Annotated in this window: 5 protein-coding genes; all 5 read right to left on the bottom strand. The window is 66.2% G+C overall.

The window, feature by feature from the left end; genetic code table 11:
- The coding region (locus tag EX88_RS0121885) for an autotransporter-associated beta strand repeat-containing protein (protein WP_031374109.1) at positions 1–1,208 on the bottom strand (1,208 nt) is incomplete at its 3' end.
- Complete coding sequence (locus EX88_RS0121880; RefSeq protein ID WP_051885422.1) at positions 1,181–10,312, bottom strand: autotransporter-associated beta strand repeat-containing protein; 9,132 nt, start codon at positions 10,310–10,312, stop codon at positions 1,181–1,183. The genes EX88_RS0121885 and EX88_RS0121880, both read right to left, overlap by 28 nt.
- A 68-nt stretch (positions 10,313–10,380) precedes the next feature.
- Positions 10,381–10,575: a hypothetical protein gene (locus EX88_RS26275; protein ID WP_152566418.1), complete on the bottom strand. Its 195-nt coding sequence runs from the start codon at positions 10,573–10,575 to the stop codon at positions 10,381–10,383.
- A gap of 291 nt (positions 10,576–10,866) precedes the next feature.
- On the bottom strand, positions 10,867–11,079 hold the full coding sequence (locus tag EX88_RS0121875) for a hypothetical protein (RefSeq protein ID WP_031374107.1): 213 nt from the start codon (positions 11,077–11,079) through the stop codon (positions 10,867–10,869).
- Positions 11,080–11,436: 357 nt separating this feature from the next.
- The coding region (locus EX88_RS0121870) for an autotransporter outer membrane beta-barrel domain-containing protein (RefSeq protein ID WP_031374106.1) at positions 11,437–13,023 on the bottom strand (1,587 nt) is incomplete at its 5' end.

Genomic DNA, 13,023 nt, shown 5'->3' with positions numbered 1-13,023 from the left:
TCGATGACGTTGTTGAGCAGTGCGCCGTCGTTGAGCGTGAGCGTGTCGTCGCCCGCGGCGAGGCCGATCGTGCCGCTGCCGGCGACAGTGCCGGACACGTTCATCGTGTCGGCGCCGGCCGAGCCGGTGTAACTGCCGTCGACGTTCAAGGTGGCGCCGCTGGCGACCGTGCTGGTGACTGCACCGTCGATGCTGCCGGCAGCGCCGATGTCGAGCGTGCCGCCGTCGACGTTGACGGTGGTGAAGGCCGATGCCGCCGGGCCGTCGATGTTCAAGGTGCCGGTGTTGGTCTTGGTCAGGGTCTCGAAGTTGATTGCGCCGCCCAGGGTCGCGCTGCCGGCGAGATCGGCGATGAAGGTGTCGGTGCCCGCGCCGCCATCGATCGCATTGGCCAGCCCGGACAGGTCGGCGCCATCCTGGATGGTGAAGCTGTCGTCGCCGTCGAGCAGATCGAGGGTACCGGCGCCGGCCACCGTACCGGCCACGGTGAAGCTGTCGTTACCGGTGGTGCCGGTATAGCTGCCGTCCATTTGCAAGGTGCTGCCGGCGGCGACCGTGGTGGTCTGCGCGGCCACGCTGCCGCCCGCGGTCACGTTCAAGGTGCCCGCCGCGACGTTGACGGTGGTGAAGTCCGAACTCGCCGGGCCGTTGATGTTGAGCGTGCCGACGCCGGTCTTGCTCAATGTCTCGAAGCCTTGCACTGCGCCGAGGTTGGCGATGGTCGCGATGTCGGTGTTGAAGGTGTCGTTGCCGACCCCGGCCGCGACCGTGCCGATGAGGTTGGTGCCGTCGTGGATGGTCAGGGTGTCGTCGCCGGCGCCCAGGTCGAAGACGCCACCCTGCGTGTCGAGAGTACCGCTCACATCCAGGATATCGCTGCCGTCGCCCAGATTGCCGGTGGCGAGCAGGCTCGCGCCGGCGGCCACGTTGACGGTGTTGGCGCCGGCGCTGCCGGTCAGGGCCGCCGTGGTGCCGCCAGCGGCCTGCAGGCTGCCGCCGACATTGAGCACGGTGCCATCGGCCAAGGCCACGGTCGGCGTTTCCAGGGCGCCGGCCACAGTCAGCGTGCCGCCGTTGAGGGTGGTACCGCCGCTGAAGCTCTGCGCCCCGGTCAGGGTCGCGGTGCCTGCGTTGTCCTTCTGCAGGAATTCGAAGTTGACCGTATTGCCGGCATCGAAGCTCAGCGCACCGGCGTTGTTGAGCAGCACCGTATCGCCGGTGCCGTGACCGCCGCCGTCGATTCGATGACGTTGTTGAGCAGTGCGCCGTCGTTGAGCGTGAGCGTGTCGTCGCCCGCCGCCAGGTCGATGGTGCCGCTGCCGGCGACGGTGCCGGATACGTTCATGGTGTCGGCGCCGGCCGAGCCGGTATAGGTGCCGTCGACGTTCAAGCTGGCGCCGCCGGCCACGGTGGTGGTCACTGCACCGTCGATGCTGCCGGCAGCGCCGATGTCGAGGTTGCCGCCGTTGACGTTGACGGTGGTGAAGGCCGATGCCGCCGGGCCGTCGACGTTCAAGGTGCCGGTGTTGGTCTTGGTCAGGGTCTCGAAGTTGATCGCACCGCCCAAGGTCGCGCTGCCGGCGAGATCGGCGATGAAGGTGTCGGTACCCGCGCCGCCGTCGACCGCGTTGGCCAATCCGGACAGGTCAGCGCCGTCCTGGATGGTGAAACTGTCGTCGCCGTCGAGCAGATCGAGGGTGCCGGCACCGGCCACCGTACCGGCCACGATGAAGCTGTCGCTGCCGGAGGTGCCGCTATAGCTGCCGTCCACTTGCAAGGTACTGCCGCTGGCGATCGTGGTGTTCTGCGCGACCACGGCGCCTGTCGCGGCGACGTTCAAGGTGCCGGCCAGCACGTCGACCGTGATGAAGTCCGAACTCGCCGGGCCGTTGATATTGAGCGTGCCGACACCGGTCTTGCTTAGGGTCTCGAAGCCCTGCACCGCTCCCAGATCGGCGCTCAGCGCGATGTTGGCGTTGACATTGTCGATCCCGACCCCGCCCGCGACCGTGCCGACGATATCGGTGCCGTCGTGGATGGTCAGGCTGTCGTCGCCGGCGCCCAGGTCGAGAATGCCCGCACCGGTGTCCAAGGTGCCGGAGATATCGAGCAGATCGCTGCCGTCGCCCAGATCGCCGCTGGCGAGCAGGCTCGCACCGGCGGCCACGTTGACGGTGTTGGCGCCGGCGCTGCCGGTCAGCGTCGCGGTGGTGCCGCCTGCCGCTTGCAGGCTGCCGCCGACATTGAGCACGGTGCCGTCGGCCAAGGCTACGGTCGGCGTTTCCAGGGCGCCGGCCACGCTCAGCGTACCGCCGTTAAGGGTGGTGCCACCGCTGAAGCTCTGCGCCCCGGTCAGGGTCGCCTCGCCGACATTGTCCTTGCGCAGGAATTCGAAGTTGACCGTATCGCCGCCATCGAAACTCAGCGCGGCGGCGTTGTTCAACACCACCGTATCGCCGGCCCCATGACCGCCGCCGTCGATGACGTTGTTCAACACCGCACCGTCGTTGAGCGTGAGCGTATCGTCGCCGCCCGCCAGGCCAATGGCGCCGCTGCCGCTTACCGTACCCGACACGGTGAAACTGTCGGCCAGTGCGCCGCCGCTGTAGCTGCCGTCCACGTTCAGCGTTGCGCCGCTGGCCACGGTGGTGGTCAAGGTGTTGCCCACTGCTGCGACGACGCTGCCGCCGGCGGTCACGTTCAAACTGCCGGCCACCACGTTGACGGTGGTGAAGTCCGAGCTCGCCGGGCCGTTGACGTTGAGCGTGCCCACACCGGTCTTGCTCAAGGTTTCGAAGCCCTGCACCGCGCCGAGGTTGGCACTGGTCGCGATATCGGTGTTGAAGGTGTCGTTGCCGGCCCCGGCTATGACCGTGCCGATGATGTTGGTGCCGTCGTGGATGGTCAGGGTGTCGTCGCCGGCGCCGAGATTGAAGCTGCCGAAGCCTGTGTCGAGGGTGCCGGCCACATCGAGCAGGTCGCTGCCGTCGCCCAGGTCGCCATTCGCCAGCAGGCTGCCGCCGGCGCTCACGGTCACTGCGTTGGCACCGGTGCTGCCGGTGATCGCCACCGCCGTGCCGACGCCTGCCTGCACGCTGCCGTCGACGTTGAGTGCGGTGCCGTCGGCCAGGCTCAAGGTCGGCGTTTCCAGGGCGCCGGCCACCCGAAGGGCGCCGCCATCGATGGTGGTGCCGCCGCTGAAGCTCTGGGTTCCGACCAGGGTCGCCTCGCCGACGTTGTTCTTTTGCAGCAACTCGAAGTTGGCCGTGTTGCCGGCGTCGAAGATCATCGCATTGAGGTTGTCGAGCACCACGCTGTCGCCGGTGCCGGTGCCGCCGCTGATCGCAGCGCTGAGCAGCGAGCCGTCTTTGAGGGTCAAAGTGTCGTCGCCGCCGCACAAGTCGATGGTGCCGCTGCCCGACACCGTGCCGGAAACCGTCATGCTGTCGTTGTCGGCGCCGCAACCGTAGCTGCCGTCGACGTTGAGCGTCGCGCCAGTGGCCACGGTCGTGGTCAGGGTATTGCCCGGCGCGGGGACCACGCTGCCGCTCGGCGTCACGTTCAAGGTGCCGGCCGCGACGTCGATGGTGGTGAAGTCCGAACTCGCCGGGCCGTTGATGTTGAGCGTGCCGACGCCGGTCTTGCTCAGAGTCTCGAAGCCCTGCACCGCGCCGAGATCGGCGCTGGTGGCGATGTCGGTATTGAAGGTGTCGTTGCCGATGCCGGCGGAGATCGTGCCGGTAATCGTAGTGCCGTCGTGGATGGTCAGAGTGTCGTCGCCGGCACCGAGCGCGAAGGTGCCGCCGCCGGTGTCCAGGGAGCCGGCCACGTCGACGACATCGGCGCCGTCGCCGAGATCTCCGTTCGCCAACAAGCTGCCGCCGGCACCCACGAACACAAAGTTGGTGCCGGCGCTGCCGGTGATCGTCGCCGCAGTGCCGACGCCCCCCTGCACGCTGCCATCGACGCTCAGCGCGGTGTCGTCGGCCAAGGCGATGGTCGGCGTGGTCAGGCTGCCGTCGACGTCGAGCACGCCGCCGGCGATGGTGGTGCCGGCGCTGAAGCTCTGAGTGCCGGTCATGCTGGCGATGCCGCTGTTCTGCTTGAGCAGGCTTTCGAAGCCGGCGGTGGTGCCGCCGTCGAAGCTCAGGGGCGAAGCATTGTCGAGCACCAATTGGTCGTTGGCGCCGCTGCCGCCGTCGACGCCGATGCCGCCGATCGTCGCGCCGTCGTTCAAGGTCAGCGTATCGCTGCCGGCGCCCAGGTTCAGCGCGGCAGCGCCGGTGTTCAAGGCGCCGGCCAAGGTCAGCGTGTCGCTACCGTCGCCGAGGTCGCCATTGGCGGCGAGGCTGGCGCCGGCATTGACCGCGATGGTGTTGATGCCGGCGCTGCCTGTGAGCGCGGTCGGCGCGGGGCCGGCGGCCTGCACGCTGCCGTCGATGTTCAGAATAGTTCCGTCGGCCATCGACACGGCGGAGGTGTCGACGGCGCCGTCCACGTCCAAGGTACCGCCGTCGATCGCGGTGCCGGCGCTGTAGCTTTGGCCTCCGGTAAGGGTCAGCACGCCGATATTCTGTTTGGTCAGGCGTTCGAAACCGGCGACGCCGGTGCCGCCGAAGGTCAGCGGCAAGGCATTGTTGACCACCAGGTTGTCGGCGCTGCCGGCACCGGCATCGACGCCCGCACCGACGATCGCCGCGCCATCGTTCAAGGTCAGGGTGTCGTCGCCGGCACCGAGGTTCAACACCGCAGCTCCGGTATCCAGGGTGCCGGTGAGGTTGACCGCATCACTGCCATCGCCGAGATCGCCGTTGGCTCGCAGGATTCCGCCGCTGTTGACGTTGATCGTGCTCGCACCGGCATCGCCGCTGAGCAGCGCCGGCGCGGCGCCGGCGGCCTGTACGGTGCCGTCCACGTTCAGGGTGGAGGTACCGCTCATCGCAACCGTGGCGGTGTTGAGGATGCCGTTGACGTCCAAGGTGCCGGCACTGACGGTGGTGGCGCCGATGCTGTTGTTCGCGGTCAGCGTGGTGGTGCCCGTGCCGACCTGGGCGAAGGTACCGGGGCCGCTCATGATGGCGTTGAAGACGACCGTGTCGCTGCGGTTCATCGACAGCGTGGACGTCGGCGAGTCGACGATCACGTTGCCGGTGCCCAGATTGCCCGACGTGCCGCCGTTACCGATCATCAGGTTGCCGTTGTTGACGACGGTGTTGCCGGTGTAGGTGTTGTTGCCGGTCAGCGCCCAGGTGCCGCTGTCGTTCTTGGCCAGCGTGGTGATGCCGGTACCGGCGTTGCCGATGATGCCGGCCAGGGTGTTGTTGCCGGTATTGGTGCCGCCCAGCGCGATGGTGCGCGCCACGTTCGGATTCGCCAACCCGATCGTGCCGGTGTTGGTGAAGTCGACCGCGCCCGTGCCCGACGACTCGATGAAGGTCACGCCCGACGCTAGGGTAAACAGGCGGTCGGTGCTGTCGCCCGCGCCGGTGTAGCGCAAGGTGGAGCCGTTGCCGATCACCAGGTTCGACGCCGCACTCGAGGACGCGCCGATACCGCTGGCCGCACCGCCATTGGCCAACTGACTGACGCCGAGCACGCCGCCGCTGATGGTGGTGATGCCGGTATAGCTGCTGTTGTTGTTGGTCAGGATCCAGGTGCCGATGCCGGTCTTGGTCAGCGAGGTGGCGCCGGTGCCGTTGTTGTCGAGCTGCGCCGAGAAGGTGTTGTCGGCGGTGTTGACGCCGGTGAGAGTGAACGTGCGCGCGGCATTGGTGCCCGCCAGCGCGATGACGCCGGTGTTGGTCATATTCAGCGCGCCGGTGCCCGATGCATCCAACGTACCGCCACCGACACCCAGCGTGAACAGACGGTCGCTGCTGGTGGCTGCGCCGGTGTAACCGAGAGTGGCGCCGCCGCCGATGACGAGATTAGCGGCAGCCGAACTGCTGGCGCCGATCGCGCTGTTGCTGCCGCCGTTGCTCAGACAGTCGACGCTCAAAGTGCCGGCATTGATTGTCGTTGAGCCGGTATAGCTACTATTGCAACCGGACAGGCGCTGGATCTGCGCGCCGTTCTTCACGAGATTGCCGCTGCCGCTGATCGCGCCGGCGTAGACGATGCCTGCGGCATTATTGCCGCTGCTCAGCGTCAGGGTCTGCGCGCCCAGGCTGATGTTGCCGCCTACAGCACCGCCGCCGTGCAGCCAGGCGAACGTGGTGTTGAAACCGTTGAGATCCAGCAGCGCGCCGGCGGTATTGAGCATGTCCAAATGACCGGTGCCGAAGGCCGTGGCCGACCCGGCGCGCAGGATGCCGCCGGTGACTTGGGTGCCGCCCGTATAGGTGTTGTTACCGGACAACAACAGGGTGCCGGGGCCATCCTTGCGCACGTAACCGCCGCCCACGACGGTGCCGCTGAATGCCAGAGTGGTGGCCGCATTGGCCACCTCGATCGCGGCCGGACCGCTTTGTGCAGTGAATCCGCGGTCGATGCTGATGTTGCCGCCGGTGTACTTGAGGATGGCGGTGTTGAACAGAAGATTGGACGAGACGTTGGAGGAAGCGCCGATACCGCTGGCGAGGCCGCCGTTGGCCAGGCAATCGGTGGTGATCTGGCCGCCGTTGATATTAGTGACACCGGTATAGGTGTTGTTGCAGCCGCTCATGATCTGTTGCGTCGCGCCGTACCCGCCGCCCCGTATGAAGCCGCCGGTGCCGCTGATGGTCCCGGTAAACGTGCCCGCGCTGCCGATGGAGGTCAGCGTGGCCGAGCCCAGGGTCACGTTGCCGCCGCCTCCGAGCGCCCCGATGGTGTTGTTGAAACCGGCGAGATCCGTCGTCGCTCCGGTCGCCACGACCAGGTTGTTGGTGGTGGCGCCGAAGGCCTGCGTGGAACCGGCCCGCAGCGTGCCTGCATTGACGGTGGTGCCGTTTCCGTAGGTATTGGTGCCGGACAACACCAGGGTGCCTGGACCTTCCTTGCGCAAACCGTCATCGCCCACCACCGTGCCGCTCACGGTCAGAGTGGTCGCTGCATTGCTGACGTCGACGCCGCCGCTGCCGCCGCCCGCGGCAAGGTTACCGACGGTGAAGCCGCGGTCGGTGCTGGTCGTCCCCCCCGTATACATCAGCGTGCCGTTGTTGAGGACGAGATTGCCCGAGGCATTGCTCGAAGCGCCGATGCTGCTGACCAGCCCGCCGTTGGCCAACGTGGTGACCGACAAGGTGCCGCCGTCGACGCGGGTAATTCCGGTGTAGTCATTGCCGGCGTTGCTGAGGGTCAAGGTGCCGGCGCCGGTCTTGGTGAAGTTGGCACCGTCGGTGCTGGTGACCAAGCCGCTGAAACCGAGGTTGGCTGCAGCGTTGGTGACTTCGATACCGCTGCCGAGGATCGCGCCGGACTTGGCGAGGGTGAAGCCGCGGTCGCTGCTGGTGGTGCCGCCGGTATAGCGCAGCGTGCTGCCTTCCAATACCAGGTTGGACGAGGCCGCGGACGAAGCGCCGATGCTGCTCGCCGCGCCGCCGTTGGCGATGCTGGCAACCGACAGGATGCCCTGCGATACGGTGGTGCCGCCGCTGTAGGTGTTGTTGATATTGCTCAGCGTGACCAGGCCGGTGCCGGCCTTGGTGAAGCCGATGCTGCCGCCGTTGTCTACGATCTGCGAGGCGATGGCGAAGTTGCCGGTGCCGTTCTGCTGGATGCCGAGCGCGCCGCCGCCGGCCATGCCGGTGAGCGAGCCGCCGGTGATCGTCTGGTTGTTGGCGCCGACCGACGGCGCGACGATGATGGTTCCATCGATGCCCAGCGTCTGGCCGGCGGCGACGGTGACGGTGGTGGTCGCGTCCGGGGTGGTGAACTGCAGGCCACCGAGTTGGACGCTGCTGCCGACCGTGCCGAAAAAACTGTCGGCATCGGCATCGCTGTCGGAAATGAATTCGCCGGTCAACCAGAGCGACGCGTCGTCCTTGTCGGTGTAGTCGGCGTCGGTAAAAGCGAGAATGTTGCCGCCGACCACCTTGGCGTAATCGGTGCCGTTGACCGTGGCCCAACCGCCCAGGAGGGTGTTGGTGGTGGTGATGTTGCCGCTGCCCGGCAGATTGAAGTTGATCAGTCCGCCGGTGCGGGTAATCGCGCCGAGGTTGACGGTCATGCTGCCGCCGGCACCGGAGGTCGCACCGATGGTGTTATTGCCGGCGACGACGTTCAAGCCGTTGAAGGTTTGGGTATTGGCCTCGCCGGCGGCGCCGACCGCATTGAGCGTGCCGCCGCCCATGGTCAGGGTCGAGGCGCTGGAGATGATGTTGCTGGCGGGCCCACCCGCCCCGGCGAAGTCCAGCCGCAGCGTGCCGCCGTTAATCGTAGTCGCACCGGTATAGGTGTTGGTTCCGGTTAGAGTCTGGGTGCTGGCGCCCTCCTTGGTGAGGCCGCCGCTGCCGGTGATGTTGCCGGCATAGCTGGTGTTGGTGGCCGCGGCCCCGTTGAGGGTCAGCGTGCCCGTACCGATGTCGACGCTGCCGCCTGTACCGGCCAGCGACGGCAGAGTGATGTTGAGATCGTTGAGGTCCAGCGTGCCGCCATTGATCACGGCGCCACTGCTGGCGCCGAACGCGCTCGTATTGCCTGCGCGCAGAGTGCCGCCGTTGACGGTGGTGCTGCCGGTATAGGTGTTGACGCCGTTGATCACCCAGGTGGACGCGCCGCTCTTGGCCAAGCCGCCGGCACCGGACATGACGCCGGTGAAGAAGTTGTCGGCTCCGACGAAGCTGCCGCCGAGGGTGCCGGTATTGGTGAGCCCCAGGGTCCCGCTGAGCGACAACGCACCGCTGCCATCGCTGTTGATCGTGCCGTTGTTGAGCCCCCAGGCGCGGTTACTGCTGGCGCCGGCACCGGTGTAGCTGAGCACGCCATTGGTGATGCCGATACCACCACTCGAGCCAAGCGAACTGGCGACGCCGGTATTGGCCAGCGTGCTCGCCGAAACCGTCACGTTGCCGATGCTGGTGGTGGTAGCAGTGTAAGTATTGGCCCCGCCCAGCGTGATCGTACGGTTCGTGCCGCCGCCAGTCAGAGTGAAAAGAGGTTGGCCGCCGCTGATGACGCCCGACAACACCAGGTCCGCGCTTTGCGCGCTGAAGAAAGTGCCGCGCGCAGCGAAGGCGCCGTTCTGGTACTGACCTAAGATGTTGCCGGTCAGCGTGAGGGTGCCCGTGCCCGAATTGGTGATTCCGCTATTGCCGAAAAAACGCGAGAACACTTGCCAATTACGGTCGGAGCTGGAGCCGCTGCCGGTATAGACCGCGTTAATGCCGCTGTCCGAAGGGTTCAGAACGATCGTGCCGTTGGCCACCGTCGTCGGCGCACCCAGTGCACTGGCCCCTCCGTTTACATTAGCGATGGAACTGAAGAAAACAGTAGCGTTGGTGCCGACCACCGTTTGCCCGGTGTAGTCATTGGCGTTGTTGGTCAGCGCGACGCCGTTCTGCAGGTTGAGGCCGCCGGCGCCGGTGTAGCGCGCGGCGCCGACGCTGCCGCCGATGACGACCGATCCACTGGTGAGGGTCACCACGCGGCTGGCATTCAGCGCGCCGGTACTGGACAGCCAGGTGCCATTAGCCATGATGATGCCGTTGCCGGCGACGCCCAGCGCAGCGTCGCCGTTGACGAAGAGACGCCCGGCGCCGACGTTGATGCCGCCACTGAAGGTGTTCGCACCATTGAGCGTCAAGTCGCCGGCGCCGGCCTTGGCCAGGCCGGCCGTGCCGGCGATGACGGAGTTGATCGTCGCGCCGACGCCCGCGTTAGTGGTGATGGTGGGCGCGACGCCCCCCAGGGTCAGGGTGCTACCGCTGAGCGTGTAACCGGTGGTCTCGAAGGTCAGGTTGTGCACGGTAATCGGTACGCCCAAGGTCACCGTGCCGGCGGTGCCACCAAAGAACGCGTCATCCAGTGCGGCGTTGTTCCAGGCGCTGTAAGGCCCGCTCACGCCATCGCCATTGGGACTCCAGAACGGACTGGTGGTGTTCCAGATACCGGTTCCGCCGCGCCCCACCGCGGTGCCGTTGACATCCCAGAACCGATTCGCCGCCTGTGCCGGCGCATACAACGACAGCAATACCGCGAACACGGCCAATTGCAACGGCCACGCGCGCTCAGGAGGCGAACCTTCGACCTGGTCGCGATCAAGCACCCGCTCGTGTACGCGGCCGCGCTTATCGACCCCTCCCCCGCTCTTGCCACGGCTGGTGGCGAGTTCCGAAACGACCACCCACGCGTTGAGCGCATGCGACCAGAGGATGCGGAAAATGCGGTTCATGTTGTTCTCCGTGTGACTCGCGAACGCGTGACGGACGAGGCGCCGTCGGCTACGTCAGTGACCGTCTTTCAGATACGAATAAATCGATGATTGGATGAAGCTGGCACGGTCGAGTGCAGGAAATCGGCGAAGTGCGGCCAAGTACGGCCAGATGTGGCGATGCGCTGGAGAAAGCCTTCGCGAAACGAACAAAGCAGCGGCGTGGAATCGGAACGGGCGGCGAGCAGCGGCACGATGCGAGGCACTGCGATGACGCCGACCACCCCTGTTCGGGCAAGCGCTATCGACTGATGTCGACGAGACTTCTACACCCGAAAATAGCGAAATCGCAAGCGGATTCGGGGCATCGAACCGCACTTAGCCAACAAGGATCGGAAAAGCGCCGCCGATCGTCACGCGCCTTGCACGCGAGGCCATCGTCGCAGTGAGAAAACGTTAGTTTCAGTGAACATCCGATAGTGAACCTGCCCACGCCGCAAGCTGATGGCGCAGAGAGTTCGATTCATGCCGCCCCCTTCATCGGTCTCCATACCCGCTGGAACCTCGATGTTGTTTCAGTGCTCGAAATCTTCGGTGTGGCTCAGCAGCGCGTCGATGCGGATGCGCTGCGACAGCTCGCTGACGGGCTGCCATCCGTTGGCCGCGGCGACGCCCTCCAACCGTTTCAGGTTCGCCGCGACCTCGCGATAGAACATGCACGCCGCCCGCCCGATTTTGTCGGGATAGTGCCCCGCCACTTCGGAGCGCTCGGACAGTTGCGCGGACATCCCCCGCCTCCGGCGCACTAGGATTTGTGCTGTGTATCGCATTTTAAGAGGGGGCCGGATGTTTCGAAATTGGGAAAAATCTTAGGGTCGATGCATCGGGGGTGCCTGTAGAAATTGGCCACGGTGCCATTGGGGAAAACCCGCCGTGGACAGCGCCGACTTCGGCACAACCTGGATTGCGTCGGGTTTCGCTGCTCGGCCGCTCGCTGGCGCAGTCGGCCAAGGTCTTATCACTGTCTGATCGTGCGGACGCTTGGCATCCTGTCGGTCCTAGGCATCGCCGATGGCGGTGCGGTCGGCAGCATCTCAGGCCTTGCCAGCGGGCGGCCGGACCGTCAGGTGCCGGCCGCCCTTCGTTTACCAACGAATTCTGATACCCAGGTTAGCCTGGCGCTGCTTGATGTCGCTGCCCTCCAGGCTTTCCCCGTAGGACAACACACCGAACAGGCTGACCGATTCGTTCAACTCGGCTTCCACGCCGACGTCGAGGGTCGCCATCAGGCCCAGTTCGTGGTTCGGGAACGACTGCGCCTGTCCGGCGGCACCGGGCGGCATGACGACCAGGGCGTTGTCTTTCTCGCCGAGGGTGTCCTGTACGCCGAGCGTCGCCCACGGCCGCACTCGCGCACCGCCCGCGGTCTCGAACAGCTTGTCGGCACGAACCGCCACTCGTGCGGTGCCCAGCAGGTCGTCGTCCATCACCAGTTGCTTGCCGCTGGCGTCGAGCTTGTCTTCCCACTGCATCGCGCTCGCGCTCAGGTTGACTTGCGGTTCGACGGTCCAGCCGTTGCTCAAGTGAAAGCGATGGCCGAGCTGCGCGCTTGCGGTCAGGCTGTTGCCGCCGATCTCTTCCTTGAAGCCATCGGCGACGGTGATGTCAGCTTCCGGCAATTGGCCGACCAGGGTCATGTCGAGGTAGGTGCCATTCTTCCAACTGACGCTGCCGTACATGCCGACCATCGGCGTATCGACGCGCACGTTGGCTTCGCCGATGCCTTGCAGGTCGGTCGAGTTGGTGCCGCTGGCCCAGTAGTTGCCGTGCTGGAACGCGACGAACAAGCCGCCGCGCAGGGTGCGGGTCTCGCGATCCTGTAACTGCGCATCGACGCCGACGTACAAGCCGAGTGTGTCGCCGCTGAAAGCGAAGCCAGGGTTGGCGCCCATCTCCAGTTCGCTGCCGGTGGCAGCCACCCAGAAACCGTGGCAGTCCCCTTCCAGCGACCAATAGGCGTGTTCCATTTCGTCTTCGTGCGAACCGCAGCGCGGGGTGTCGCCGCGCACGCCGGCCATGCGTTCGAACAGCAGGCGGTTATTCTCCTGGATCAGCGCGGCGCCGATGCTCGGCAGCACGGCGTAGCCGCCGATTTCCGGCAGGATGTCGCTGGCTTCGGTGTTGAGATACCAGCCATCGCCCTGGCGGTCGAAGGTCCATGGAAACACGCTGCCGTTCAAGCGCACCACGCCGTCGCTCGCGCCGGCGGAAATGAAGCTGCCTGCGGTCGCTGCGTTGTCGTTCGGCGCCGAAATCACCCGGATCGAGGCCGGCTGTTGCGGGGTCTCGCTGCCGTCGCCGAGGAAGGTCACCGCGGTGCTGCCGATGACGTCGCCGCCGATGTCCAAACCGCCCGAGCTCTGATTGCCCGGCGATACCGTCAGCGCCAGCGCGCCGCCACCGGTGTAGTTGCCGCTGATGCCGAAGCGGGCGCTGCCGACCCGGATGAAACCCGAGTTGGACAAATTGCCGGTGAGGCTGGCGCCGCTCATGCCGATCAGTTCCGAGGTGCCGTCGATCGACAGCAAGCCGCCGGCCAAGTTCAGCGGCGCGGTCAAGGTCAGGTGAGTGCCGGTGAGCAGGTCGACGCGCTCCCAGTTCACTAGCGGGCTCACATCGCTCTGGTCCAGGGTCATGCCGTGGAAGTTCACCCGATCCTCGCCGCCGGCGCC

Source organism: Lysobacter antibioticus (assembly GCF_000731095.1).
Lineage (GTDB): Bacteria > Pseudomonadota > Gammaproteobacteria > Xanthomonadales > Xanthomonadaceae > Lysobacter > Lysobacter antibioticus_B.
The sequence above is the reverse complement of the archived record's forward strand: the minus strand, read 5'-3'. Positions and strand labels throughout refer to the sequence as shown.

What these genes read in the sequence shown, in the direction of transcription:
- EX88_RS0121875 (WP_031374107.1), bottom strand. Translation starts at nt 11,079, where the DNA reads ATGTCCGCGCAACTGTCCGAGCGCTCCGAAGTGGCGGGGCACTATCCC.
- EX88_RS0121880 (WP_051885422.1), bottom strand. Translation starts at nt 10,312, where the DNA reads ATGAACCGCATTTTCCGCATCCTCTGGTCGCATGCGCTCAACGCGTGG.